We start from the raw sequence: 24,572 nt of genomic DNA on the forward strand, positions 1-24,572 counted from the left end.
GAGCGGTAAGCCGCGGCTTACCAGTAGAACTGCACGCGCGCCGAGATCACGTTCGGGCTGTCGTCGACGACGCGGTTGAAGGTACGGTTGTTGTAGGCCGCGGTCTGCGAGTAGGTGGCGCTGGTCTTGCCGATGTAGCGCGAGCTGTCGACGATCGAGTAGTCGAGCATGAACTTGAAGTTCGAGCGCCAGTACCAGTTCACGCCGACCGTCCAGGCGTCCATTTCGCCGCCGAGCACGCCGTCGACGATCGGAGCGGCGGTCGGGGTCGCGCCCGGGCGCAGCGAGCCGTCGTTGAGGTCGATCTTGTCGTAGCGCAGGCCGACCTGCCACATGCCGCTGGCGGGCTCGTCGGGCAGCGGGGTGGTCGGCACGCCGCCCTTGTAGCCCCAGGTCTCGCCGGTGATGTTCCACACGCCGCTGACGTAGAAGCTGTCGCCGCTGAACTTCTTGCCCGGCTGGGCGATGGAGCGGGTGGCGTAGCGGTCGAATTCCGAACGCATGTACTCGGCCTGGACCTTGACCGGGCCGTGCACCCACATCGCCTCGGCGCCGATGGTGTTCTGGCGGTCGACGTTGAGCAGGTTACCGGTGTCGACCAGGCGGCCGGCCGCGAGGTCGACCTGCGGACGGGTGCGGATGCGCACGGTGTCGGCGTCGGTGTCGAGGTCGACGTAGGACAGGCCGAAGTGGAGGATGTTGCCCTTCTCGTTGATCGGCGCGAAGGTGCCGCGCAGGCCGTAGCCCGATCCGTGGGCGAGGTTACGGGTCAGCTCGCGGCCGAAGTAGCTCGCGGTCAGGCTCCAGTCGTTGGTGCCGTAGCTGTAGGCGGCGCCGAGACGGCGCGCCACGCCGAAGGTGTTGGTCACCATCGCCTTGGAGATGAAGTCGTTGTTCTTGGTCGAGGACAGCTCTTCTAGGCTGTTCGGCTGCTTGTACTGGCCGACCTGGATGTAGTGGTTGGCGTTGCCGCCGAGCTTGTACTTCAGATTGACGTCGAGGAACTTGTCGGCCTTGGCGTCGTAACCGGCGACCCACTCGATGTTGCCCGGGCCCTTGCCCTTCAGCACCAGCTCGGCGCGGCGCAGTTCGTTGTCGTTGTCCTTGCCGTCCGGCACGTCGGCGTTGAGGTTGAGGACGTCGCTGTTGAAATCGTTGTAATCCGCCTGCAGCAGACCTTCGAAGGTGACTTCCGAGTCGCCGATGACGTCGAGTGCGATTTCGGCGTGCGCGGCGGGCGCTGCGAGAGCGGCGAACAACGCGACGGCAAGGGTGTTGCGGGAGAGTTTCATGGTCTAGCCCTGAGGCGTGGAGTGATGGCGCGCAGGCTAGAGTGTGAAAGTTGCGTAAATGTGACAGATCTGACTTATTTCGCAGGCATGACGCTGCGATGACGCTCGCGCAAGCACGGCGCACCGGTTGGATTTTCTTTTTAAATCAAGCCGCTATGGGCTCGGGTTCGCCGGGCGTTTTGTCTGTGAAGCGGCACAGATCACGGATCGCGCAGTGCGGGCAATCGGGCTTGCGTGCCTTGCAAACGTAACGTCCGTGCAGGATCAACCAGTGATGCGCGTCCTGCAGATAGTGCGCGGGCACCGCCTTGAGCAGGCCGTCCTCGACCGCGCGCACGTCCTTGCCGGGCGCCAGGCCGGTGCGGTTGGAGACGCGGAAGATATGGGTGTCCACCGCCATGGTCGGTTCGCCGAAGGCCGTGTTGAGCACGACGTTGGCGGTCTTGCGGCCGACCCCGGGCAGGGCTTCGAGCGCGGCGCGGTCGTGCGGCACCTCGCCGCCATGCAGGTCGATGAGCTGTTGCGACAAGGCGATCACGTTCGCGGCCTTGGTGTTGAACAGGCCGATCGTGGCGATGTAGGGCTTGAGCCCGTCGACGCCGAGCGCGGCGATCGCCTGCGGCGTGTTGGCGACCGGAAACAACTTGCGCATGGCCTTGTTGACGCCGACGTCGGTGGCCTGCGCGGACAGCACCACGGCGACCAGCAACTCGAACGACGTGCTGTATTCGAGTTCGGTGGTCGGCTTCGGGTTCAACGCCTGCAGGCGCGAGAACATCTCCTCGATCTCGGCCGGAGCGAGACGGGCGACGCGTTTTCCGGCCGGTTTCGCGGTCTTTTTTGCCGCCGGCTTGGTCGTAGCGGGTTTGCTTGCAGCGCGCTTGGCCGGGAGTTTCGCAGCAGGTTTTGCGACGGCTTTCTTGGCGACTTTTTTGGTCGCCTGCTTGAGCGTCTTGCTGGCGGCGTTCCTGGCGGGCTTGGCGGCGGGCGGGGAGGTCTTGGCCATGCGGAGGGTCGGTCTCAGGTCGGTCCGCGCTGCGCGGCCTTGGCCTTGGCGCGGGCCAAGGCGGCCGCGGCGGCCGAAGGCAGGGCCGGGCGCTGCGTGGCGGGGGGAGAGGTGTCGGCAATGGTGTCGCCAACTGAATTATCGGCTGCGCTCGTGGGCGCAGGCGTCGCCGCGCGTTGTGCGGCGCGCTCGTCGGCGCGTCGCTGCAGGCGAAGGTTGCGTGCGCGGTAACGTTCGCGCGCCGCCAGGGCGCGCAGGCGCGCCTCGCGCGCGCTGCGCAGCGCCTGGGTGCAGGCGCCGGTGCACTGGCGACAGACGATGCCGTCGCCGTCGTCGAAGTTCGCGCTCAACAAGCCGAGCGCGATCGCGGCATCCAGATCGTCCTGCGCCAGCGCCGCGACGATCGCGTGCGCCGTCGCGCCGCGCGCATCGGCGCAGCCGCAGCGGCAGGGCGCGGACGTGCGCTCGCTCACGTTCCGGCGAAAGCGGGCTTGCGCCGTTCGAGGAAGGCGGTGGTGCCTTCGCGCATGTCGTCGGTCGCGAACATCAGGCCGAACTGCGCGGTTTCGTATTCCAAACCTTCTTCGATCCCGCATTCGCCGCCGACCGCGATGCAGTCGAGCACGCCGCGCAGCGCCAGCGGCGCGGCCGCGGCGAGCTGTTCGGCGAGCTTGAAGGTCTCGGCCTCGAGTTCGGCCGCCGGCACCACGCGATTGACGATGCCCAGCTCGCGCGCACGCGCGGCGTCGATCGGGGCGCCGACCAGGCACAGCTCCAGGGTGGCGGCGCGGCCGGCCAGGCGCAGCAGGCGCTGGGTGCCGCCGAAGCCCGGGATCAGGCCGAGGTTGATCTCGGGCTGGCCGATCTTGGCGTTGTCGGAGGCGATGCGCAGGTGGCAGCCCATCGCCAGTTCCAGGCCGCCGCCGAGGGCAAAGCCGTTGATCATGCCGATGACGGGCTTGGGCATCTTCTCGATCCGGCGCATCAGTTTCTGCCCGCGCTGGGAGAAGTCGCGGCCCTGGACCGGGGTCAGGGTGTTCATTTCCGAGATGTCGGCGCCGGCGACGAAGGCCTTGGGGCCGGCGCCGGTCAGGACCACGGCGCGCACGGCGGGGTCGGCGGCGGCGGCTTCGAAGGCGGCCAGCAGGGCGTCCAGGGTCGCGGCATTGAGCGCGTTCAGCTTGTCGGGACGGTTGACGGTGATCTGGCGCACGGCGCCGCGATCGGCGATCAGCAGGGGCGATTCGGTCATGTGATGGCCGTTGGATTCCGGGGGGATGGGGAGCGGCAGGCAGGGAACTCCGGCCCTGCGTCGCGGTCAGATCCCCGGTCGTCAGTGGCGGTTAAGCGCTGCCGCCGGTATCCTAACTCGTCCTGTCGGGCACTTACGACCGACCCAGGGCTTCTACATCGGGGCATGATTGGACTATGCCCCTAGCCGATCGGGGCGACGCAGTCGCCCCGTGCCATTACCGGAGATTCCACCGAATGAAGTTGCGTTTGATTGCTGCCGCCGTTGCGGCCCTGGCACTGACCGCCGGCAACGCCGTCGCGCAGGACACTTCTTCCGAGAAGGGCAAGCTGAGCTATGCGCTCGGTTACGACCTCGGCCGCAATGCCGTCGAAAGCGGTGAGCAGGTCGATGTCAACACGATCGTCAAGGGTCTGCAGGACGGCTATGCCAAGAAGCAGCCGTCGGTGCCGGTCGACCAGCTGCGCACTGCCGTGCAGAACATGCAGAAGCGCCAGCAGGACAAGGCCAAGGCCGAGTGGGACAAGGCCGCTGCCGAAAACAAGGGCAAGAGCGACACCTTCATCAACGGCAACAAGGCCAAGGCCGGCGTGAAGACGCTGCCGAGCGGCGTGCAGTACCGCATCATCGACACCGGTACCGGCGCCAAGCCGACCCAGGCCAGCACCGTCGCCCTGGAAGTCGCCGGTCCGTTCCCGTGGGGCCAGCGTCCCGAGCAGGCGCGTCCGGCCAACTCGATTCCGTCGATCAAGGTCAGCGAAATCGAAATGGCGGCGATGCGCGAAGTGCTGCTGCAGATGCCGAGCGGTTCGAAGTGGGAAGTGACCCTGCCGGCCGACAAGGCCTACGGCGCCGACCCGCGCACGCCGTACCCGCCGAACGTCGCCGTGCAGTTCGAAATCAAGCTGGTCAGCGTCAAGTAAGATCAGACAAGCGTCACAGACTTGCGCCGGCTAGCCCGGCGCAAGTCGTTTCTGGAGCGGGGCGGCGGGTCGAGCGATATCAGGACTCGATGCGCGGTGCCCGATGTTTCGCACGGCCTGCCGATCGCTCGGTCGGGCTTTACGAGGTCGCCCCGCCAGGCACAATGGCGGCATGGCCTCGGTGGACGATATGACGACATTCCGCGCGGTGCTGAGTCCGTGCATCGGTGTCTGCCAACTCGGCGACGACGGCCTGTGTTCGGGCTGCCACCGCACCACGGCCGAAATCGCCCGTTGGTCGCAGATGAACGACGATGAGCGCCTGCGCCTGATGGAAGTAGTGTTGCCACAGCGCGAGTCGAAGCTGCGGTGACCGCGCCTGCGCCAACACCGGCCTTCATGGGCGCCGACTTCCTCGACGGCGATTCGCGCGAACGCACCCGTCTGCTGGCGGCGCTGCATCCGCTCGATGCCGCGCCGGAGAGCGACGGCTGGAACCTCGACGATCTGACCGGGCTGCTGCCCGACGACGCCTCGCATGCGCAGGCGGCGGTGTTGGTCGGCCTGGTGCCGCGCGCCGACGGCGTACAAGTGCTGCTCACGCGCCGCACCGATGGCCTGCGCCAGCACGGCGGTCAGGTGAGCTTTCCCGGCGGCCGCATCGAACCCGGCGATGCCGATGCGGTCGCGGCCGCCTTGCGCGAGACCGAAGAGGAAATCGGCGTGCCGGCCGCGTTGATCGCGCCGCTCGGTTTCCTCGACCCGCTGGTGACGATTACCGGCTTTCGCGTGTTGCCGCTGGTCGCGGTGATCGACCCGGCCTACGTCGCGCGGCCCGACCCGAACGAAGTCGCCGAGGTGTTCGAAGTGCCGCTGGCCTTCCTGCTCGACCCCGACAACCTCACCACGCGCACCCTCGAGTACAAGGGCCGCGCCCGCCACGTGCTCGAATACCGCTATCCGAGCCAACGCATCTGGGGCGCGACCGCATCGATGCTGTTGAACCTGCGGCAGCGATTGGAGACGACCCGATGAGCGACTGGACCACCCTGGTATCGGCCGAGGACCTCGCTGCGGCATTGGGCCGCGACGATCTGATCGTCGTCGACGCGCGCTTCGCTCTCAACGACAAGGCCGCGGGCGAAGCCGCTTATCGCCAGGCGCATGTGCCAGGCGCGCGTTACGCGCATCTCGACCGCGACCTGTCCGATCACCGCAAATCGGGCGGCGGCCGTCATCCCTGGCCCGAGGCCGACGATTTCACCGCCGCGCTCGGGCGCTGGGGCATCACCCCGCAGCACCAGGTCGTGGTCTACGACAACGGCGACGGCGCCCTGGCCGCGGCGCGCCTGTGGTTCCTGCTGCGCGTGCTCGGCCACCAGCGCGTCGCCGTGCTCGACGGCGGCTGGCAGCGTTGGACCGCGCTCGGCCTGCCGAGCGACGACCTCGTGCCGGCGCCGGCAGCGACCCGCTACGAAGCCAGCTATGACGCGCGTCGTGTGCTGGATGCGCAGGACGTGCGTTCCTTGCTCGATTCCGGCGGCCTGCTGATCGACGCGCGCGCCGGCGAGCGCTTCCGCGGCGAAGTCGAACCGCTCGACCGCGTCGCCGGCCACGTGCCCGGTGCGCGCAACCGCCCGTATGCGAACAACCTCGCCGATGGCCGCTTCAAGTCGAGCGAAACGCTCGCCGGCGAATTCGCGCCCTTGCTCGCGGGCCGCGCGCCGGCGCAGACCGCGGTGATGTGCGGCTCTGGCGTGACCGCCTGCCACCATCTGCTGGCGATGGCGCATGCCGGTTTCGACGGGGCGGCGTTGTATACCGGTTCCTGGAGCGGTTGGATCGAGGATCCGCAGCGGCCGGTGGCGATCGGGGACGAGTGAGGCGAGGGACGCGCAGTCGTCACAGCCATCAATCGAAGCCACGAACCGCCGTAGGTGCTCTCCTGTAGGAGCGGCGTGAGCCGCGACCGCGGGACGCGCAGAAGCAACTGCGCCGATGCCACGCATCGAAGCGGCGTGCTTCCGCAGGGGTAGGAGCGGCGCGAGCCGCGACCGCGCTGCAACGGCTTTGCGGCGTTTCGCTCAAGCAAGATCAAGATCAAACGCCAAAAGCTTCCGCCACTAAAGCGGCGGGTTACTTTCTTTTGTCAAAAGCGACAAAAGAAAGTAACCAAAGAAAAACGCTTTCTCTTTGAATCACAGGCCCGCACGAGCGGTGCATACGCAGGGATTTTTCATACGGGACATCCCTGTCCCGATGAAAAACGGCGCGCATCCTTGCGCGCCGCCCTCCGGGTCTTCGATTGCCTTCGCTAGTACGAATCGGCGCACGGCAACAGCAAAATCTTTCTGGCCATGGCGCGTAGCGGCTTGAGGGGTAGGAGCGGCGCAAGCCGCGACCGTGATGCTTCAAGTTCGCTCTGCACAATTGGTCTTGCACTTGCACTTAGCCCTTGCTGTGCTTTGCCGCTTTGCCGCTTTGCCGCTTTGCCGGTCGACCGTAGACCCGGAGGGCGGCGCACAGGACGTGCGCCCAGCCCCTAAATGGAATGTCTCGATAGGACAAGGATGTCTTATCGAAAAATCCCGGCGCGGGCATCGCACTCGTGGCCTGTGCCCTTGCAAGGAGAGCCCTTTTCTTTGGTTACTTTTCTTTTGGGCTTAGCAAAAGAAAGTAACCCGGCCGCGTAGCGGGCGGAAGCTCTGCACTTGCTTATAGCTTTCATACAAGCAAGGTCAAACGACAAGAGCTTCCGCCACTAAAGCGGCGGGTAACTTTCTTTTGTCTAAAGCAACAAAAGAAAGTCACCAAAGAAAAGTGCTTTTGCTTTGAATCACAAGCCCGCACGACCGGTGCCTCCGCAGGGATTTTTCATACGGGACATCCCTGTCCCGATGAAAAACGGCGCGCATCCTTGCGCGCCGCCCTCCGGGTCTTCGATTGCCTTCGCTAGTGCGACACGTCGCACAGCAACAACAACAGCAAAATCTTCACAACAACGACAATGACAACGACAACGGCGCGCAGCGGCTTTAGGGGGCGGCGTCCGACTGGATTTCCTGCGGCACAAGCCGCGACTGCGTAGCTACCGGTTGCGTCGCGATCCGCAAGCGCCTGCGCGCATCGCGGATATTGCCCCGCTTCTGCGACTCGCGGCTGCTTGCCGCACGCTTGTTGCAGCTTGACGAAATAAGGGCATTCCACTTCGTCATTACTGTGCTTGCCGTCGCGTAATCGCAGCGTCACAGGCCGCACCCATCCTGCGCGCAGTTCGTACAGGGGGAGTGCGCGCCATGTCGCGTGCCGTTGTGTTGCCGTTCGTGTTGTTCTTGTCCGCATCGTTGTCCGCGATTGCGTTTCCCGCCCGTGCCCAGGACGCCGAACGCGTCCGTATCCACGGTTCTCAAACGCTCGGTCACGCGCTGGTGCCGAGCCTGGCCGAGGCCTGGCTGCGCGACATCGGCTACTCCGGCATTCGCACCCGCCGGCCGCGCCCGGCTTTGACCGAAATCCACGCCAGTCGCGACGGCCAGCCGCTGATCGTCGAGATCGCCGGCAGCGATTCGGCGCAGGGCTTCACCGATCTGGTCGAAGGGCAGGCGCAGATCGCGATGATGGCGCGACGGCCGAACGCAGCCGAACTCGAGGCCGGTTGGCAGCTCGGCGACCTCGGTTCGCAGGACCAGGAGTTCGTGGTCGCGCTCGACGGCGTCGCGGTCGTGGTCAATCGCCGCAATCCGGTCGTGCGCCTGGATTTCGCCCAGTTGCGCCGGCTGTTTTCCGGGCAGTCGCGGCAATGGCGCGAGTTCGGCGGCAGCCCGGGCGAGGTGCGACTGCATCTCGATCCCGGTGCCGGTGCGGTGCGCGACCTGATGAACGACCGGGTCATGTTCGGTACGGCGTTCGGCGAAGCGCAGCGCCATCGCAACGCACGCGAATTGATCGCGGCGGTCGCGGCCGATCCCTTGGCGATCGGCCTGATCCCGATCGGCGAGCACTACGGCGCCGGCACCAAGCCGGTGGCGATCGCCGATGGCGGGCGCGCGATCGCGCCGACCCGCACCGAGGTGCTGAGCGAGGACTATCCCTTGAGCCGGCGCTTGTATCTCTACGGCGGCCAGATGATGGGCGCGTTGAGCCGCAGCTTCGCCTTGTATGCGATGACCCGCGCCGGTCAGCGCGCGGTCGCGCGCAGCGGCCATCTCGCGGTGACCCTGGTGCCGGGACGCGAGCGGCCGGTGTCGGCCGGCCCGGCGGAGTATCGCGAACTGGTCGGCCGTGCGGTGCGTCTGCCGCTGAGCCTGCGTTTCAACTTCGGTGGGCCCGGCGAAAGCGGCGTCGCCGCGAACGTGTTCGACAGCCGCGCGGTGCGCGATCTGGATCGCCTGCGCAGCTTCATGGCGCTGCCGCCGAATCGCGGCCGGCGATTGCTGGTGGTCGGATTCGCCGATGCCAGCGCCGGTTCGACGATGGCGGCGATGATGATGAGCAACGACCGCGCCGACCTGGTCGCCCAGGAGTTGATGTCGCGCGGCCTGCGGGTCGAGCAGGCGCGCGGCATGGGCACGGCCCTGCCTCTGGCGGCTGCGCAGCCGGGCAGTGCGCGCAACCCGACCGCCCGCGATGCCGGTTCGCGCTATCGCAACGAGCGGGTCGAGGTATGGCTGCTCTGAGCAGCAGTGAGTTACTAGGAGCGAGTAGTGAGTAAGAGCGAAGCCGGCTTTGGCTCCTGCTCGTTCCTCACTACTACTTACTCTCTACTCGTTTTACTTGCCCAGCTTCGCCACCAGCGCCTTGAGCGCGCTCTGCGTGTCCGGCGAATACCAGGCATCGACGAAACGGTCGAGCTCGATATGCTCCGGACGCAGGGCTTCGACCAGATCGGCGCGGGCGAGCTGGCGGGTGTGCAGCATCGCGCTGCGCGGCAGGCTCAGCAGCTGCTCCAGCCAAACCCGGCCGCGCTGGGCGACGTTTTCGATCTCGACCAATTCATCGACCAGGCCGATCTGCAGGGCGGTGTCGGCATCGACCATCTCGCCGCCGACCAGCAGGCGTTCGGCGCGATAAGCGCCGACCACGCGCCGCATCAGACGCTGGATGCCTTCGGGTGCGACCAGGCCCACCTGGGTTTCGTTGAGGCCGATGCGGTACGGGCCCGAGGCCATGATGCGGTAGTCGCAGCACAGCGCGAGCACGCAGCCGCCGGCCGGCGCATGGCCGCCCAAGGCCGCGACCACCGGCAGCGGCGCCGCGGCGAGCGTGCGGGCGAGGCCGAAGAAGGCCTGCCACGCCAGCAGCAGGTGATCGCGCTGGTCGCCGAGCGAGAGCAGATACGGCACGTCGAGGCCGGCCGAGAATACCTTCGGCCCGCCGCTGAGGACGATGCCGTGGGCGCCGTGGTGCACGGCCTGTTCGATGGCTTCGCGCGTTTCGTTGCACAACTGCGGGTTGAGGGCGTTGACCGGCGCGCGCGCCAGGCGGATTTCGACGATGTCGCCGTGGGTCTGGGTTTCTACGAAGCTCATGGTTTGACGTCCTGGGGCCAGCGATAGCGCACGGTGTAGGTCAGCTTGGTTTCGCCGCCGGCGGGCACGGCCACTTCGAACTGGGCGTGGCGCGCGTCCTTCTTCTTCGACGGCAGGCTGGACGACACGATCTCCCAATCGGTCCAGCGCGGCAAGGGTTCGATCACCCGAACCGTGGCCTCGTGCTTCTTTGCGTTCTTGATCGTCACCGCGAACGATTCGGTGATGGTGCGTCCGGTACGGTCGAGCTGGAAACCGCTCGCTTCGCGGGTGCTGCTGAGGTCGAAGACCTTGCCGAGTTGCAGGCGGATCTCGGCGCCCTGCGGCGTGTGCGCGAGTTGCGATTCGCCGAGGAAATCCTTGCCGTCGAAGGCGCGCACGCGTCCGGCCGGCAGCGGCAGGCCGAGGCCGGAGGCCTTGTCGTTCTTGAACTCGACCTTGGACATCACCGGCACGTCGCCGGTCTGGCCCTGGAAGTTCGGATCGATCAACGGCGTCGGCGGGCGCCAGTCGTTGTCGCCGGCCTCGATCGCGTAGATGCGTTCGCAGGCGACCGCGCCGTTGCGCGGGAACAGGGCGATGCGTTCGGTGCTGCCGCTGCCGAGGGTGACCGGCTGCGGCAGATCGTAGGCGTGGTACTCGCCGGCGGCGCGCTCGACCGGCATCGCCGCATCGGCGGCCTGGGCGATCGGCGCGGCCGCGAAGCGTTCGGCGTGGCCGCCCATGACGCCGATTTCCTCGCGACGGGTGCGATTGGGCTCGCCGGCGACCAGACTCAATCGGGTCTGGTTGAAGCCCGAGCCGGAACGATTGGCGACCAGCGCGGCGCCGTCGAGCGCGAGCTTGCAGCCCTGGCCCGGGGTCAAGGTGGCGAGGTACTCGGCGCGCCAGGCCATGCCGCCCATCGGATACGACAGCACGAAGTCGGCGTCGCCGGCCTTGTCGGCGTTGACCGTCCACTGCAAGGCCGATTGGCGCGGCAGCAGGTTGTCGTTGTCGACCAGACTGAAGCTGTCGTAGCTGCGGATCACCTTGATGCGGCCGTCGTCGAGCGCGAGGGTCAGGCCGTCGCCGGCCGACAACAGCAGGCCGCTGTCGGTCTGCTTGGCGCCGCCGGCGGTGTGTTCGACCGTGACCTTGCGGCCGATCGCCACGCCGACCACGTTCTGCGCACCCGAGACCGGGGCGATGTAGCGCTGTCCGACGATTGCGATGCCGTTGCTGCGCGGCTGCAGCACCGCGGCCTCGGTGTCCATCGACGGGGGCAGGGACTTGCTGGACAGCGCATTGCGGCCGCTCTTTAGCGCGTAGCGCAGAGGGCGTTCGACCAGCGCATAGCCGGGCATGCCGACATTGGGGGCGCGCGCGTTGGCCAGCGCCTCGTAGTCGCCGCTGTAGACGGTGAGCCGGCTTTCGCCGCCGGGCGCATCGCTGGCGGGGGCTTCGGCAGGAGCCTCGGACCCTGCGGCGGGGCCGGCCGAAGGTTTGTCGGCGTCGCCGGTCGGTGCGCCGGAACAGGCGGCCAATGAACAGGCCAGGGCGAGCAGGCTGAGCGGATGCTTCATCGTCAACTCCTTCATGGTCAACTCCTCCACAGGCGGGAGGTATCATAGGCCGATGAACGTATCTGGCATCCGAACGGGGTTGACGCTCGCCGCCATGCTGGCCGCGGCGTCGGTATTTCAGGCCGGCGCGCAAGGCCGCGCCGTGCAACAAGCCAAGGCACCCGCGGGCAAGGCCTGCGCTGCGCAGGTGCGCGACGGTTGGGTGCGGATGCCGCCGATGCAGATGCCGATGATGGCCGGCTTCGGCCGCATCGAGAATCGCTGCTCGGTGCCGGTGACCATCGTCTCGGCCAAGAGCGCGGCGTTCGCCGATGTGTCCCTGCACGAGACCCGTATCGTCGACGGCGTCAGCAAGATGCGCGCGGTGCCCGAACTGCGCATCGCCCCGGACGGTTCGGCCCAGCTCAAGCCGGGCGGCCTGCATTTGATGTTGATGCAGCCGCACAAGCCGCTCAAGGAAGGCAGTCGCGTCGCGGTCGAGTTCGCGCTCAAGGGCGGCGGCTCGCTGTTCGGCGAGTTCGAGGTGCGCAAGGCCGCGCCCTGAATCCTTCCGGTCCTTTCCCTGCAGGAGTGGCGTAAGCCGCGAGCGCGAAACCGCGCTTGCGTCGGCGCCGCCAGGACGATGTCGCGGCTTGCGCCGCTCCTACCCTGAAGCAACGGCCCATGCAGGATCCGAATGCGACGACGTAATGGCGTCGCTTCGAACGACGATCAGATAATCGTCAAGCCGTGCAGGCCGCGCGCACCGGCTCCGGCAACGCGGCCGGTTGGCCGGTTTCGCGGTGGATCCACACCAGCACGACGTTGCCGTCGCAATACACCGCCGAGGTGTCGGTCGCGCCGACGATGCGGTGGCCGATGCTGAGGCTGGTGTTGCCGAGGCGCTCGACGAACAGTTCGATGTCGAGTTCGTTCGGCCATTCGATCGGGCGGCGATAGTTGAGATGCGCCGCCGCGACCACCGGGGCGACGTGTTCGTCCATGCCGTGGCCGGGCAGGGTCACCATCCAACGCAGGCGCGCTTCCTCGAGGTAGCTGAGGAACTTCGAGTTGTTGACGTGGTTGAAGGCGTCCAGGTCGCGCCAGCGCACCGACAGGGGTACCCGGATCAGTGCCGGCGGCGTTGCCGGCACGGTCACCGCGACCTGCGCTGCGGCAGCCTCGGCGGTATTGCTGGAAACGGTCGCAAGGTCCGTGGCCGGAGCCGCAGCGGCCTTGCGGCTGCGCGGCGCACGCTTGCGCGGCGCCGCTTTCTTGCCACCCGAAGGCGGCTGCTGGGTATCGGTCATGCGGCGGATTTCTTCTTGGCGCGCGATGCGGTCGCGGTGGAGACGGGCTTTTTCGCCGCCGGCTTCTTCTTCGCCGCATCCGCTTTCGGCGTGCCGAGCAGGGGGGCGAGGAAGTGGCCGGTGTGCGAATGCGGCAGCGCGGCGATCTGCTCCGGCGTGCCGGTGGCGAGGATGGTGCCGCCGCGATGGCCGCCTTCCGGTCCCAGGTCGATGACCCAGTCCGCGGTCTTGATCACGTCGAGGTTGTGTTCGATCACCACCACGGTGTTGCCATCGTCGCGCAGGCGGTGCAGGACCACCAGCAGATGCTCGATGTCGTGGAAGTGCAGGCCGGTGGTCGGCTCGTCGAGGATGTACAGGGTGCGGCCGGTATCGCGCCGCGACAGTTCCTTCGACAACTTGACGCGCTGCGCTTCGCCGCCCGACAAGGTGGTCGCGCTCTGGCCGAGCTTGATGTAGCTCAAGCCGACGTCCATCAGCGTTTCGAGTTTGCGCGCGATGGTCGGCACCGCCTCGAACAGGTTCAACGCCGCTTCGACCGTCATCGACAGCACGTCGTTGATGTTGTAGCCCTTGTACAGGACTTCCAGGGTTTCGCGGTTGTAGCGCTTGCCGTGGCAGACGTCGCAAGGCACGTAGACATCGGGCAGAAAATGCATCTCGACCTTGATCAGGCCGTCGCCTTGGCAGGCCTCGCAGCGTCCGCCGCGCACGTTGAAGCTGAAGCGGCCCGGCGAGTAGCCGCGCGCGCGCGCTTCCGGCACCTGTGCGAACAACTCGCGCAGCGGCGTGAACAGGCCGGTGTAGGTGGCCGGGTTCGAACGCGGCGTGCGGCCGATCGGCGACTGGTCGATGTCGACGACCTTGTCGAACAACTCCATGTTCTCGATCGAACGATACGGCGCCGGCGTCTGCGAAGCGCCATTGAGTTCGTTGGCGGCGAGCACGTACAAGGTGTCGTTGATCAGGGTCGACTTGCCCGAGCCGGATACGCCGGTGACGCAGGTCAACAGGCCCGAGGGGATGTCGAGATCGACATCCTTGAGGTTGTTGCCGGTGGCGCCGCGCAGATGCAGCATCGCCTTCGGATTCGGCTTGTGGCGGTTCTTGGGGATCTCGATCTTGCGCTTGCCGCTGAGGTACTGGCCGGTCAGCGAACGCGGCGCCTTCAGCACGTCGGCGAACTGGCCCTGGGCCACGACTTCGCCGCCGTGCACGCCGGCGCCGGGACCGATGTCGACGATGTAGTCGGCCAGGCGGATCGCGTCTTCGTCGTGTTCGACCACGATCACGGTGTTGCCGAGATCGCGCAGCCGGGTCAGGGTGCCGAGCAGGCGCTCGTTGTCGCGCTGGTGCAGGCCGATAGAGGGCTCATCGAGCACGTACATCACGCCGACCAGGCCGGCGCCGATCTGGCTGGCCAGGCGGATGCGCTGGGCCTCGCCGCCCGACAGCGAATCGGCCTTGCGTTCGAGGGTCAGGTAATCCAGGCCCACGTCGACCAGGAAGCGCAGGCGGTCGACGATCTCCTTGACGATCTTGACCGCGATCTCGCCGCGCCAGCCCGGCAGTTCCAGGGCCTTGAAGAACTGCAAGGCTTCGTCGACCGGCAGCACCACCAGTTCCGGCAAGGGGCGTTCGGCGACGAACACGTTGCGCGCGGCGCGGTTGAGGCGCGCACCGCCGCAGTCGGGGCAGGGACGCTGGCTGATGTACTTGGCCAGTTCCTCGCGCACCGCCGCCGACTCGGTTTCGCGGTAACGGCGTTCGAGGTTAGGCACGATGCCTTCGAAGCGATGCTTGCGCTGGCTACGGCCGCCGTTCTCGGTGAGGTAGGTGAAGCTGATCAGCTCATCGCCGCTGCCGTACAGCACTGCCTTCTGCACCGTCGCCGACAGCGACTGCCAGGGCGCATCGACGTTGAATTTGTAGTGCTTGGCCAGCGACTGGATCAACTGGAAGTAATAGGCGTTGCGGCGGTCCCAGCCGCGCACCGCGCCGGCCGAGAGCGACAGCTCCGGGTGCACGACCACGCGCGCCGGATCGAAGAACTCGGCCACGCCGAGGCCGTCGCAGGTCGGGCAGGCGCCGACCGGCGAGTTGAACGAGAACAAACGCGGTTCCAGCTCGGGCAGCGAGTAGTCGCAGACCGGGCAGCTGTATTTCGAGGAGAACAGCAGGGGTGCGGCGTCTGCCTTGTCCAGCGAATACACCTGGGCCATGCCGTCGCCGAGCTTGAGCGCGGTCTCGAACGACTCGGCCAGGCGTTGCTTGATGTCATCGCGCGGACGGAAACGGTCGACCACCGCTTCGATGGTGTGCTTGACCCGCAGCGCCAGCGGCGGCACCGCGTCGATCTCGTACAGCTCGCCGTCGACGCGCACGCGCACGAAGCCCTGCGCGCGCAGTTGTTCGAACACCTGGGCGTGCTCGCCCTTGCGCTCGCGGATCACCGGTGCCAGCAGCATGTAGCGTTGCTCCGGGTCCAGCGCCAGCGCCTGGTCGACCATCTGGCTGACGGTCTGCGCTTCGAGCGGGTAGTGGTGGTCGGGGCAACGCGGCGCGCCGACTCTTGCGTACAGCAGACGCAGGTAGTCGTAGACCTCGGTGATCGTGCCGACGGTCGAACGCGGGTTGTGCGAGGTCGATTTCTGCTCGATCGAGATCGCCGGCGACAGGCCTTCGATGTGGTCGACATCGGGCTTTTCCATCACCGAAAGGAACTGTCGGGCGTAGGCCGACAGCGATTCGACGTAGCGTCGCTGGCCTTCGGCGTAGATCGTGTCGAAGGCCAGCGAGGATTTACCGGAACCGGACAAGCCGGTGATCACGATCAGCTTGTCGCGCGGCAGATCGAGATCGATGTTCTTGAGGTTGTGCGTCCGCGCGCCGCGGATGCGGATGTAGTCCAGCGCCATCGGGTGCCTGCAAGGGGGGAGGGCTGCCGGCGCGAAACGCGACGGCGAACAGAGGAGCGTATCGAGTGGGCTAGGTGGGGGCAAATCCGGAAAACGGAAGCCTTGGGACCCGCCGCGCGAGGCCCGTGGGGCCTGGGGTTCACCGATGGCGGCCGCGGCGCCGGCCGGCGCGCACCGGCGTGCACGCCGGCCGAGTGCGCAAAGACGACGGGGGCCGTCGGCCCCCGTCTGACAGGTTCAGCTTGCAAGACCGGGGCCGGGTGGCCGCGGCCGGTGGATCATTCGACCGGGTTGAAACGCAGCGGCGTGGTCGCCGCGCCGGGTTCGCCGCGGGTGTCGAGCGCGCCCGGGTTGGCGCCGGCGACGATCAGTTGGACCTTGACCGCCTCGGCGCGTTGGCGCGACAGGGCTTCGTTGTCGGCCGGTTGGCCGGCGCCGCCGCCGGGCCCGACGATCTCGAAGCGCGCGTCCTTGGGGCCGGCCTGCAGGGCCTTGGCGGCGCGGCTGAGGATGTCGAGGCTGGCCGGCGCGATGCGCGCGCTGCCCTCGTCGAAGCGCAGGTTCATCAGGTTCAGCGCCTTGGCGATCTCGGCGCTGCCGGCCTTGCCGGGTTCGAGCGCGGCCAGGGCCTGCGCGGCTGCGTCCGAGGAGGCGGCCGCGCCGCCGACGCCCTCGAACAGGCCGGCGTAGTTGTAGCCGGGGAACAAGGCCTTGGCTTTCTCGAGCAGGGTCACGCGGTCGGCGTCGGAGGCCTGGCCGCTGAGCTCGATGGTGGTGCCCTGGAAGCTCACCGCGGCGCCGGGCATGGTCAGCGCCGCGGCGAATTGCGGCAGTTTGTCCTGCCACGGGGCCGGTTTGGCGGCCTTGTCGACGTTGAGGCTGCCGCTGATCTGGCCCATGTAGGCCTGGGTCAGGGCGGTGCTCAGCGCCTTGCGCGTGGTTTCGCTGTCGACGGTGCCGTCGTAGCGGATCGCGCCGTTGTTGTTGACCAGGCTGAGCTTGGCGTCGAAACGCACGACCGGCGCGGTGACCGGCGCCGGCGTGGCCGCCGTCGCGCTCTCGTCGGCCGGAGGGGAATGCTTGTCGCAGCCGGCCACGCCGGCGATCAGTACGGCCAATAACAGGCCGCTGCGAGCGAGGGCGGGGCGGCGTGGGGCGGATGAAGGATGGCGCATGAAGTCTCCGCTGTTCTGGAACCGGGATTCGTGAGTATGGAGCGCTTGTGCGATGGCCGAAGCGTGCCGAATGTGGCCGGACGATGAGCGACCGCAGGCCGCGTCGACCGGGATGGGGATGGAGTGCCTTAGTCCATCCGAAGTCGTCTGGCGCGGGCGTTCGCTGCGCCGCAACGCTGCGACGGCGGCCACGACCGTCGATCGAACGGGGCCGATCCATCCCCGGAAAAAACGAAGGGCCCAGCGATCCGGGCCCTTCGCGATTGCCTACGCTGCGATCACTTGCTGGAGTTGTACTGGATCTCCACCGGATCCGCGCATTCCTGCGTCTGGTTGTTGCACAGCTTGTAGCTCATGGTGCCGCTGCCGATGATGCGGAAGGTATCGGTGTTGGCGCCGGTGTTGCGCACGGTCTTGAGGATCGCGCCGTTGCGGTAGATGTCGATGTTCTTCTTGCCCTTCTCCCACGACAGGTTGACCGAGGTGCGGTGGTTCGGCAGCGCACTGGCCTTGGCATCGACCCGACGCGGCCAATTGGCGTCGACGAAGCTCGGGTACAGCGACATGCCCGCCGATGCGCGATAGCCCTTGACGTTGACGTACCACACGCCGCCCTTCGGGGTCGGGAAGAAGCAGGTCTCGTTGTTGCTCGCGGTGAACGGACGGCAGTCGTAGGACGTGTTGGTCGGTTCTGCGCCGTACTTGACGTAGATGTCCGAATCGCCGGTGCCGCCGTACATGGCGAACAACAGGTTCGACGCGCCGTTCGGCACCAGCAACTGGTACTTGATCACGCCGTTGGCCGCGACTTCGATGTTGGTCACGGTAATGCCGTTCTCCAGCTCGATCGGCGGCTCGGGTTCCGGCGCCTGCGGATCCGGCGGCAGCGGCTCGCTGCCGTTGGCCACGGCGACCGCGTGACGCGCGTCGACGACGCCCGAACCGCAGGGGTTGGCCCAGCTGCAGCCGCCCGGCAGGCCGCCGACATGAGCGGTGTTGACCAGGATCTTCTCGATCTCGGCCGGGGTCTTCGGCGTGGTCGCCGCGGACTGCATCAGCGCGACCACGCCGGCGACGTGCGGCGCCGCCATCGAGGTGCCGGCCATCCAGGCATAGCCCGGGCCTTCCTGGCCCTGCAGGCCGAGGTTCAGCGTCGACAGGATGTTGTCGGCCGCCGGCTGCGCGCCGGAACCGCCCGGTGCGGCGACGTCGATCTTCGGGCCGAAGTTGGAGTAGCTGGCCAGGGTGCCGGTCGGGCCGACTGCGGACACGGCGATGACGTTGTCGCAGTTGGCGGGCGAGAAGTTGGCCACGTCGCCGCCCGAGTTGCCGGCGGCGATGACGACGGTGGTGCCGCGCGCGCGCGCTGCGTCGAACGCGGTCTGTTCGGCCACGCTGCAGGCGCCGCTGCCGCCGAGGCTGAGGTTGATGACTTCGGCCGGGGTCGCGTTGTCCGGCACGCCGGCGACGGTGCCGCCCGAGGCCCAGGTCACGGCATCGATGATGTCGGAGGTGTAGCCGCCGCACTTGCCGAGCACGCGCACCGGCTGGACCTTGGCGCCATGCGCCACGCCGGCGACGCCGCTGGCGTTGTTGGTGGCCGCGGCGATGGTGCCGGCGACGTGGGTGCCGTGCCAGCTGCTGTCTTCCGGGATGCCGAAGATGTTGCATTCGCCGGCGTGCCAGTCGCCCGGATCGTTCGGGTTGGCGTCGCGGCCGTCGCCGTCGACGCTGACTTCCTGGTCGATGATGAAGTCGTAGCCCGGCAGGATGTTGGCGTCGAGATCGGTGTGCGGGGTGATGCCGGTGTCGAGCACCGCGACCACGATGCCGTCGCCGTCGGTGATGTCCCAGGCCGGTTCGAGGTTGATGCCGCCCGGGCCGTTCTTGTAGTGCCACTGCTGCGCGTAGCCCGGATCGCTCGGGACCATCGTCTTTTGCTTGAGCAGATCGGGTTCGACCGCGATCACGCTCGGGTCCTTCATCAGCTCGATCGCCAGCTCCTTCATGGCAGCGGTATTGAGCTTGGTGTCGGTGCGGATCAGGCTGGCGCCGGTGGCCAGGGTACGCATCGGGGCGATACCGATGCCGAGCTTGCCGGCGGCGTTGGCGTACTGCTTATTGACCGCGGCAGCGCTGAGCTTGGCGTTCGCGCCGGGCGCGCGGGTGACGATGAAGCGGTCGTAGGTCTGGGCGGCGGCCTTCTTCACTGCCTTGGCCGAGGTCGTCGCTTTCGGTCCCTGCAACTTCGAGAACGTCTGCAGCTTGCTGCCCGAGTAGGCAGCCGGAGCGACGAGTACGGCGGTCGCGATAGCCAGTGCGGTCCATTTCAATGAACGTTCTTTACGATTCATGACAAACATCCTTGATCCTTTCGTTGCGCATGATCCCCTTCGCATCCCCTGTCGAGCGTCGGGCCTTGGTCCGCGGAGGCGGTGCCGAAAACCTCCGAGGTACTTCCTTGGGCAGCCGGCCGGCGTCCATCCAGGAGCGGGTCGGGCTGCGGGATTGCTGACGAAGACGCATTCGTCTGCCTGCACGCGCGCAAGGCGGCGTGAGTGGGTGGGAGAATGCGTCTGTTGCGCAGGAGCGAAGCCCCAGCGCTGGAAACCGGTATGGCGGACGACTGCGAACGGCATGCACGGGATACTGGAATTCAACGCGACGGCATCATCGTGGCGCGTCTGCGTCGCAGAGGCTGCGCTACGAAGTGCTGTTCCTTGTCGCGCGACCCCAAGCTGTCGCTCGGGATCGAAGCTAATTGAGGCCGGTGGGTGCGTGCAAGTGTCGTTTACGCCGTCATGACCGCATGAATGCGACTGGGCTCACAGACGGCGCCGATGCGCGTGCACGGCGCGATCGTGAGGGCGATCCGTCCATGCGGGAAATCAAGGGTTTTTTTGCGTCGAACGGATGCGGGCGCGCGCTCGCGCGCATTTTCGCTTCGAGCAAAATTTCTTTCGGAACTGTGAACTGTGTCGGTCTCTTTGCGTCGCGATGCCGTGTTTTTTCTTGATCGGATGCGCGGTTCTTCAAGCGGCGTGCGACAACGGGCGAAGGCGCGCTGCGAAGCTCCGCTGCGAAGAGGCGATGTGAATGCACGCTGCGAACGCGACGTTCGATATCGAGTGTTGCGATGTTGCAGGCGCGCAACATCGCGCATCGCCGATCGGCCGTAACAACGGTCCGCACCGAGGCGCAGTCGCCAGGAAAGAACGGCGCCGAGACGCATCGGCAAAACAAAGGGCGCCGGAGGCGCAATCGCAAAACAAAGGGCGCCGAGGCGCCCTTTGTTCCGATCCATGATCGCTCGCCGCTTACTTGAGCACGGTGAATTCCATGCGACGGTTCTGCGCCTTGCCTTCTTCGCTGGCGTTGTCGGCTACCGGCTTGTCCTGACCATAGCCCTTGCCGAGCAGTTGTTCGCCCGGCACGCCGAGTTCGACCAGTTTCGCGGTGACGGCGTTGGCGCGATCCAACGAGAGCTGCAAGTTTGCCGCGGCGTCGCCGGTGTTGTCGGTGTGGCCGCCGACTTCGATGCGGGTGCCGGCCGGAGCGGCCTTGATGGCCTCGGCCGCTTTGGCGAGCGTCTCGTAGCTGTCGCGGGTGATCGTGGCCGAACCGGTGTCGAAGTTGATGCCCGACAGGTTCAGCGCCTTGATCAGGTCGTCGGCGCTGAAGCCGGCCTTGAGCGAGGACAACGCCGCCATCGCCTTGTCCCACAGGCCGCTGATCTCGAAGCCGCCGAAACCGCTGCGCAGCTTCTGCGACAGCGCGAAACGCTCCGCTTCCGGCAGCGCCGAGGTGTCGATGGCGATCTTGTCGCCGTCGAAGCCGAGCTTGACGCCGCTGGCCTTCAGGTCCGGCAGCAGGGCGATCAGCTTGTCCATCCAGCCGGCCGGAGCGGTCGCAGCGTCGACGCTGATGTCGCCGTTGACGTTGTCCGCGCCGAAGGTGGCCTTGATCGCATCGAGCAGCTTGGTCTTCTCGGCGTCGCTGGCGACCTGGCCGCTGACGCTCGCCTTGCCGTCGACGTTCTCGAAACTGAAGCGCGGGTTGGCCTGAGCGGCCGGCGCCGCGATCGGCGCGGTCGAGGAGACCGAGCTGTCGGTGCCGGGCGCGGCGACGACGGCCTCGTCCTTCTTGCAGCCCTTGAACAGCAGGAAGGCGGCGATCAGCAAGGCGCCAAGCAACAGCCAGGGCAGGATCTTGCCGAGGCCGCTGCCGGTCTTTTTGGCGGCATAGGCCGCGGCGTCGACGGTGGCGTCGGCGGCGTGGCCGACCGCACGCGCGCCGCCGGCGACGGCACCGCCCACCGCGGCGGCGCTGGCCGCCAGTGCGCCCCAACCGAAGCGGCCGAGGTCGCCCAGCCAGTCGGCGATGCCCGCGACCCAGGACTTCAGGGTTTCGGGGATGCCGGTCGGCTCCTTGCCGCCCTCGGTCAGCTCGTTGATCAGGTTCGGCAGCAGGCCGCCGATGGCGCCGGCGGTGGCCGAGACCGGGGCGCCGAGCTTGCCGGCGATCGCGCCGATCAGCGGCGCGCCGAAGATGTGGTCGACCTGGGCGGCGCTGATCGATTCGTTCGGGCCGGTGCCGACCCAGGACTGGATCAGACGCCCCAGGCCCTTCTGCTCGAACAAGCGGACGAAGCCGGCGAAGCCGCCGCGTTTCTCGTCGAAGATCAGGGCGATCAGGACGCCGACCAATTGGCGGGCCTTGTCGTTAGTCAGGCCGAAGCGGCCGGAGACGTCGCTGATGAGGTTGTCTAACAGGTCGATGCGCATAGTGCTTTCCATGATTGTGTGATGCGCATCACGAAAAATGGACGCGCACCGCCGATTTATCATGTTCCCGCCAGGATTTGCACAGTCGAACCGGCTTTTTTTGCGCACGGACGCGACCCGGCGGACGGACGGCGTCCGTACGGCCACGAACGGGCACAAGTGGTCAAGAAAGCACATTGAAAGCACACTAGAAGGCACATTCGAGTGGGCGACAGGCCGGGGCCGCCCGGCGCGGCTGGGGCGGCGGCGGACCAAAGCTGGGGCGATTTGACCCTAAGCCCTTGGCACCGCTACAATTCCGCTTCTGTCCGCCCGCTTGGGCGCGGCAGCGACCAAAATAACTACAGAGGAATCCTGGTCATGTACGCAGTTCTCGTCACCGGCGGTAAGCAATACCGCGTGATGCAAGGCGAAAAGCTCCGCGTCGAATTGCTCGACGTCGAAGCCGGCAGCGAAATCAAGTTCGACACCGTGCTGATGCTCGGCAACGGCGAAGGCGTCACGCTCGGCGACGCGCTCAAGGGCGCCAGCGTCACCGCCAAGGTCGTCGGCCACGGCCGCGCCGACAAGGTGCGCATCGTCAAGTTCCGCCGTCGTAAGCACCATCGCAAGCAGATGGGCCACCGTCAGCACTACACCGAAATCGAGATCACCGGCATTGCCGGTGGCGACAACAAGTAAGGAGAAGCCGCCATGGCACATAAAAAGGGCGTAGGTTCCACCCGCAACGGCCGCGACTCCAACCCGAAGTACTTGGGCGTGAAGATCTACGGCGGTCAGGCCATCGAAGCCGGCAACATCATCGTGCGTCAGCGCGGCACCCAGTTCCATCCGGGCGCCGGCGTCGGCCTCGGTCGCGACCACACGCTGTTCGCGCTGGTCGACGGCAAGGTCGAGTTTTCGACCAAGGGCCTGAAGAAGCGCCGCACCGTCAGTGTCGTCGCCGCCGAGTAATTCTGGCGCGACGTACTGCGAGGAGCCCCGCTTCGGCGGGGTTTTTCGTTTGTAAGCCGGGATTTGGGAGTGGGGATTCGGGATTCGCAGAGGCGAAAACCCGGAGCTTCCACTGCCGCTACAATCCTTGCTGTTGTTTTTACGATTTCCGAATCCCCATTCCCCATTCCCGGCTCTTATGAAACTCGTAGACGAAGCAGAAATCAAAGTCATCGCCGGCAACGGCGGCAACGGCTGCATCGGCTTCCGTCGCGAGAAGTTCATTCCGCTCGGCGGGCCGGACGGTGGCGACGGCGGCGCCGGCGGCAGCGTGTGGCTGGTGGCGAACGAGAACGTCAATACGCTGGTCGATTTCCGTCACCAGAAGCAGTTCCGCGCCCAGCGCGGCGAGAACGGCATGGGGCGGCAGGCCTACGGCAAGGGCGGCGACGATCTGGTCATCGTGGTGCCGGTCGGCACCGTGGTCACCAATGTCGAAACCGACGAGATCATCGGCGACCTGGTCGCGCACGGCGATCGTCTGCTGGTGGCGCACGGCGGCAAGGGCGGCCTGGGCAACATGCATTTCAAGAGCTCGATCAACCGCACGCCGCGCAAGGCCCTGCCGGGTCTGCCGGGTGAGGAGCGCGAGCTCAAGCTGGAGCTGAAGCTGCTGGCCGACGTCGGCCTGCTCGGCTTCCCGAATGCCGGCAAGAGCACCCTGATCCGCGCGGTGTCGGCGGCGACGCCGAAGGTCGCGGACTATCCGTTCACCACGCTGTATCCGAATCTCGGCGTGGTCAGCGTCGAAGCGCACCGCAGCTTCGTGATCGCCGACATCCCGGGCCTGATCGAAGGTGCGGCCGACGGCGCCGGCCTGGGTGCGCAGTTCCTGCGTCATCTGCAGCGCACGCGCCTGTTGCTGCACCTGGTCGATGTCGCGCCGATGGAGGGCGGTGTCGAGGGCGTGACTCCGGCCGAGCAGGTGCGCGCGATCGAGAACGAGTTGCGCAAGCACGATCCCGAATTGCTCGAGAAGCCGCGTTGGCTGGTGCTCAACAAGGCCGACCTGTTGCTCGAAGAAGAGCAGCAGGCGGCGGCGCAGGCGGTCATCGACGAGCTGGGCTGGAAGGACCGTTGGTATCTGGTCTCGGCCATCGGCCGCGAAGGCACCTGGCCGATCATGCGCGACGTGATGGCGTTCTTCGACCGTCAGCGCGCCGATGCCCTCGAAGCCGCGAGCGCTGCCGGCGACCATGTTCCCTGAGCCGCAGGCTCGCCGGAACCCGAATCAATCCAGGCTGCGGCGCGCGATGCGTCGCGGCCTTGCCGTGGGCGACGCGTTCGCTGTTGCACAGGTACTGAGTCCGGCGCGTTCGAGCGCGGGCGTTGCCGTGGGCCTGCTCGACTTCAAATTCGCTTCACCGATGGCGCCGATGATGCGTGCGGTGCACAGCGCGAAGAACTCCGCCGACATGTCCGTCGCGGCATCGGCCGCAAAACGAAAAAGCCCGGCCGAAGCCGGGCTTTTGCGTCACGTCGCGAGCGACGTATCAGGCGGCTGCCAGTGCCTTGATGCGGGCCGACAGGCGGCTCTTGTGACGGGCAGCTTTGTTCTTGTGAATCAGGCCACGGGCACTGAAACGGTCGAGGATCGGCTGAGCGACGTCGAACGCGGACTTGGCACTGGCGGCGTCGTTCTCGCCGAGGGCCTTCAGCACCTTCTTGACGGCGGTACGCAGCATCGAACGCTGGCTGGCGTTACGGGCGTTACGCACGACAGTCTGCTTGGCGCGCTTCTTGGCGGACTTGATGTTTGCCACGAGTGGATTCCTGGAATATTTGGTGAAAAGCGTTAATGAAACTGGGCGGTGAAATGCAGTTACGGAAAATCAGACCCAAAAGTA

General features: G+C 66.8%; 24 protein-coding genes. 9 read left to right on the plus strand and 15 right to left on the minus strand.

Features of this window, described 5'->3' with window-relative positions:
- Positions 1-17 precede the first annotated feature (17 nt).
- From LC490_RS03990 to LC490_RS04005, 4 genes are all read right to left on the minus strand, one after another.
- The gene (locus LC490_RS03990) at positions 18-1,292 is read right to left on the minus strand and encodes an OprO/OprP family phosphate-selective porin (protein WP_223619361.1); all 1,275 of its coding nucleotides are present in this window, start codon (positions 1,290-1,292) and stop codon (positions 18-20) included.
- Positions 1,293-1,437: 145 nt separating this feature from the next.
- The gene (gene nth, locus LC490_RS03995; RefSeq protein ID WP_223619611.1) at positions 1,438-2,070 is read right to left on the minus strand and encodes an endonuclease III; all 633 of its coding nucleotides are present in this window, start codon (positions 2,068-2,070) and stop codon (positions 1,438-1,440) included.
- 242 nt (positions 2,071-2,312) lie between these two features.
- On the minus strand, positions 2,313-2,771 hold the full coding sequence (locus LC490_RS24570) for a hypothetical protein (protein ID WP_343222997.1): 459 nt from the start codon (positions 2,769-2,771) through the stop codon (positions 2,313-2,315).
- Positions 2,768-3,550: an enoyl-CoA hydratase-related protein gene (locus LC490_RS04005; RefSeq protein WP_031370478.1), complete on the minus strand. Its 783-nt coding sequence runs from the start codon at positions 3,548-3,550 to the stop codon at positions 2,768-2,770. The genes LC490_RS24570 and LC490_RS04005 overlap by 4 nt, the downstream gene beginning before the upstream one ends.
- Positions 3,551-3,786: 236 nt before the next feature.
- Here LC490_RS04005 and LC490_RS04010 point away from each other — a divergent pair, with 236 nt between their 5' ends.
- The 4 genes from LC490_RS04010 (at position 3,787) to LC490_RS04025 (ending at position 6,356) form a co-directional block, all read left to right on the plus strand.
- Positions 3,787-4,473, plus strand: coding sequence for an FKBP-type peptidyl-prolyl cis-trans isomerase N-terminal domain-containing protein (locus LC490_RS04010; RefSeq protein WP_031370479.1), 687 nt, complete (start codon positions 3,787-3,789; stop codon positions 4,471-4,473).
- A 190-nt stretch (positions 4,474-4,663) separates the two neighbouring features.
- Positions 4,664-4,846, plus strand: a complete 183-nt coding sequence (locus LC490_RS04015) for a DUF1289 domain-containing protein (protein ID WP_031370480.1) — start codon at positions 4,664-4,666, stop codon at positions 4,844-4,846.
- Complete coding sequence (locus LC490_RS04020) at positions 4,843-5,508, plus strand: CoA pyrophosphatase (RefSeq protein ID WP_223619362.1); 666 nt, start codon at positions 4,843-4,845, stop codon at positions 5,506-5,508. The genes LC490_RS04015 and LC490_RS04020 overlap by 4 nt, the downstream gene beginning before the upstream one ends.
- Positions 5,505-6,356: a sulfurtransferase gene (locus tag LC490_RS04025; RefSeq protein ID WP_031370482.1), complete on the plus strand. Its 852-nt coding sequence runs from the start codon at positions 5,505-5,507 to the stop codon at positions 6,354-6,356. The genes LC490_RS04020 and LC490_RS04025 overlap by 4 nt, the downstream gene beginning before the upstream one ends.
- Positions 6,357-7,425: 1,069 nt before the next feature.
- Here LC490_RS04025 and LC490_RS04030 read toward each other — a convergent pair.
- Positions 7,426-7,722, minus strand: a complete 297-nt coding sequence (locus LC490_RS04030) for a hypothetical protein (protein ID WP_223619363.1) — start codon at positions 7,720-7,722, stop codon at positions 7,426-7,428.
- 47 nt (positions 7,723-7,769) lie between these two features.
- Here LC490_RS04030 and LC490_RS04035 point away from each other — a divergent pair, with 47 nt between their 5' ends.
- The gene (locus LC490_RS04035; RefSeq protein ID WP_223619364.1) at positions 7,770-9,149 is read left to right on the plus strand and encodes a substrate-binding domain-containing protein; all 1,380 of its coding nucleotides are present in this window, start codon (positions 7,770-7,772) and stop codon (positions 9,147-9,149) included.
- Positions 9,150-9,242: 93 nt separating this feature from the next.
- Here LC490_RS04035 and LC490_RS04040 read toward each other — a convergent pair whose 3' ends face one another.
- Together LC490_RS04040 and LC490_RS04045 are read right to left on the minus strand one after the other, a co-directional pair.
- Positions 9,243-10,001, minus strand: coding sequence for an enoyl-CoA hydratase/isomerase family protein (locus LC490_RS04040; RefSeq protein ID WP_223619365.1), 759 nt, complete (start codon positions 9,999-10,001; stop codon positions 9,243-9,245).
- Entirely contained in the window at positions 9,998-11,581 is a 1,584-nt protein-coding gene (locus tag LC490_RS04045) for a DUF4139 domain-containing protein (RefSeq protein ID WP_223619366.1), read from the minus strand. The genes LC490_RS04040 and LC490_RS04045 overlap by 4 nt, the downstream gene beginning before the upstream one ends.
- Positions 11,582-11,618: 37 nt before the next feature.
- On the opposite strand from LC490_RS04045, the gene LC490_RS04050 reads away from it, so the two are divergent.
- The gene (locus tag LC490_RS04050) at positions 11,619-12,110 is read left to right on the plus strand and encodes a copper chaperone PCu(A)C (protein ID WP_223619367.1); all 492 of its coding nucleotides are present in this window, start codon (positions 11,619-11,621) and stop codon (positions 12,108-12,110) included.
- A gap of 178 nt (positions 12,111-12,288) precedes the next feature.
- On the opposite strand, the gene LC490_RS04055 is transcribed toward LC490_RS04050, so the two are convergent.
- From LC490_RS04055 to LC490_RS04080, 6 genes are all read right to left on the minus strand, one after another.
- A complete protein-coding gene (locus tag LC490_RS04055) occupies positions 12,289-12,699 on the minus strand; it encodes a thioesterase family protein (protein ID WP_031371916.1) in 411 nt (136 codons plus the stop codon).
- Positions 12,700-12,851: 152 nt separating this feature from the next.
- Complete coding sequence (gene uvrA / locus LC490_RS04060) at positions 12,852-15,773, minus strand: excinuclease ABC subunit UvrA (protein WP_223619368.1); 2,922 nt, start codon at positions 15,771-15,773, stop codon at positions 12,852-12,854.
- A 278-nt stretch (positions 15,774-16,051) separates the two neighbouring features.
- Positions 16,052-16,948: an OmpA family protein gene (locus LC490_RS04065; protein WP_223619369.1), complete on the minus strand. Its 897-nt coding sequence runs from the start codon at positions 16,946-16,948 to the stop codon at positions 16,052-16,054.
- A gap of 278 nt (positions 16,949-17,226) precedes the next feature.
- On the minus strand, positions 17,227-19,302 hold the full coding sequence (locus LC490_RS04070) for a S8 family peptidase (protein WP_223619370.1): 2,076 nt from the start codon (positions 19,300-19,302) through the stop codon (positions 17,227-17,229).
- A gap of 437 nt (positions 19,303-19,739) precedes the next feature.
- Positions 19,740-20,252 carry a hypothetical protein gene (locus LC490_RS04075; protein WP_223619371.1) on the minus strand — a complete coding sequence of 171 codons (513 nt, stop codon included), beginning with the start codon at positions 20,250-20,252 and terminating at the stop codon, positions 19,740-19,742.
- Positions 20,253-20,265: 13 nt separating this feature from the next.
- Entirely contained in the window at positions 20,266-21,732 is a 1,467-nt protein-coding gene (locus LC490_RS04080) for an OmpA family protein (protein ID WP_223619372.1), read from the minus strand.
- Positions 21,733-22,092: 360 nt separating this feature from the next.
- Between LC490_RS04080 and rplU the strand changes: the two genes are divergently transcribed.
- The 3 genes from rplU to obgE all read left to right on the plus strand — a co-directional run bounded on the left by rplU (position 22,093) and on the right by obgE (position 23,932).
- Positions 22,093-22,413, plus strand: a complete 321-nt coding sequence (rplU, locus tag LC490_RS04085) for a 50S ribosomal protein L21 (RefSeq protein WP_031371912.1) — start codon at positions 22,093-22,095, stop codon at positions 22,411-22,413.
- 12 nt (positions 22,414-22,425) lie between these two features.
- Entirely contained in the window at positions 22,426-22,686 is a 261-nt protein-coding gene (rpmA, locus tag LC490_RS04090; RefSeq protein ID WP_031371911.1) for a 50S ribosomal protein L27, read from the plus strand.
- Between the two features lie 178 nt (positions 22,687-22,864).
- Entirely contained in the window at positions 22,865-23,932 is a 1,068-nt protein-coding gene (gene obgE / locus LC490_RS04095) for an Obg family GTPase CgtA (protein WP_031371910.1), read from the plus strand.
- Between the two features lie 24 nt (positions 23,933-23,956).
- Here the strand turns inward: obgE and LC490_RS04100 are convergent, their stop codons facing one another.
- The gene (locus LC490_RS04100; protein ID WP_152566213.1) at positions 23,957-24,142 is read right to left on the minus strand and encodes a hypothetical protein; all 186 of its coding nucleotides are present in this window, start codon (positions 24,140-24,142) and stop codon (positions 23,957-23,959) included.
- Positions 24,143-24,218: 76 nt separating this feature from the next.
- Positions 24,219-24,488 (minus strand): 30S ribosomal protein S20, encoded by a 270-nt coding sequence (gene rpsT / locus LC490_RS04105; protein WP_031371909.1) that lies wholly within the window; start codon positions 24,486-24,488, stop codon positions 24,219-24,221.
- Positions 24,489-24,572: the final 84 nt, after the last annotated feature.

Source organism: Lysobacter sp. ESA13C (genome assembly GCF_019970005.1).
In the GTDB taxonomy this organism is placed as follows: Bacteria; Pseudomonadota; Gammaproteobacteria; order Xanthomonadales; family Xanthomonadaceae; genus Lysobacter; species Lysobacter antibioticus_B.

Coding starts and splice junctions, on each gene's coding strand:
- LC490_RS03990 (WP_223619361.1), bottom strand. CDS start 1,292: ATGAAACTCTCCCGCAACACCCTTGCCGTCGCGTTGTTCGCCGCTCTC.
- nth (WP_223619611.1), bottom strand. CDS start 2,070: ATGTTCTCGCGCCTGCAGGCGTTGAACCCGAAGCCGACCACCGAACTC.
- LC490_RS04005 (WP_031370478.1), bottom strand. CDS start 3,550: ATGACCGAATCGCCCCTGCTGATCGCCGATCGCGGCGCCGTGCGCCAG.
- LC490_RS04010 (WP_031370479.1), top strand. CDS start 3,787: ATGAAGTTGCGTTTGATTGCTGCCGCCGTTGCGGCCCTGGCACTGACC.
- LC490_RS04015 (WP_031370480.1), top strand. CDS start 4,664: ATGACGACATTCCGCGCGGTGCTGAGTCCGTGCATCGGTGTCTGCCAA.
- LC490_RS04025 (WP_031370482.1), top strand. CDS start 5,505: ATGAGCGACTGGACCACCCTGGTATCGGCCGAGGACCTCGCTGCGGCA.
- LC490_RS04035 (WP_223619364.1), top strand. CDS start 7,770: ATGTCGCGTGCCGTTGTGTTGCCGTTCGTGTTGTTCTTGTCCGCATCG.
- LC490_RS04040 (WP_223619365.1), bottom strand. CDS start 10,001: ATGAGCTTCGTAGAAACCCAGACCCACGGCGACATCGTCGAAATCCGC.
- LC490_RS04045 (WP_223619366.1), bottom strand. CDS start 11,581: ATGAAGGAGTTGACGATGAAGCATCCGCTCAGCCTGCTCGCCCTGGCC.
- LC490_RS04050 (WP_223619367.1), top strand. CDS start 11,619: ATGAACGTATCTGGCATCCGAACGGGGTTGACGCTCGCCGCCATGCTG.
- uvrA (WP_223619368.1), bottom strand. CDS start 15,773: ATGGCGCTGGACTACATCCGCATCCGCGGCGCGCGGACGCACAACCTC.
- LC490_RS04065 (WP_223619369.1), bottom strand. CDS start 16,948: ATGCGCCATCCTTCATCCGCCCCACGCCGCCCCGCCCTCGCTCGCAGC.
- LC490_RS04070 (WP_223619370.1), bottom strand. CDS start 19,302: ATGAATCGTAAAGAACGTTCATTGAAATGGACCGCACTGGCTATCGCG.
- LC490_RS04075 (WP_223619371.1), bottom strand. CDS start 20,252: ATGGATCGGAACAAAGGGCGCCTCGGCGCCCTTTGTTTTGCGATTGCG.
- LC490_RS04080 (WP_223619372.1), bottom strand. CDS start 21,732: ATGCGCATCGACCTGTTAGACAACCTCATCAGCGACGTCTCCGGCCGC.
- rplU (WP_031371912.1), top strand. CDS start 22,093: ATGTACGCAGTTCTCGTCACCGGCGGTAAGCAATACCGCGTGATGCAA.
- rpmA (WP_031371911.1), top strand. CDS start 22,426: ATGGCACATAAAAAGGGCGTAGGTTCCACCCGCAACGGCCGCGACTCC.
- obgE (WP_031371910.1), top strand. CDS start 22,865: ATGAAACTCGTAGACGAAGCAGAAATCAAAGTCATCGCCGGCAACGGC.
- LC490_RS04100 (WP_152566213.1), bottom strand. CDS start 24,142: ATGTCGGCGGAGTTCTTCGCGCTGTGCACCGCACGCATCATCGGCGCC.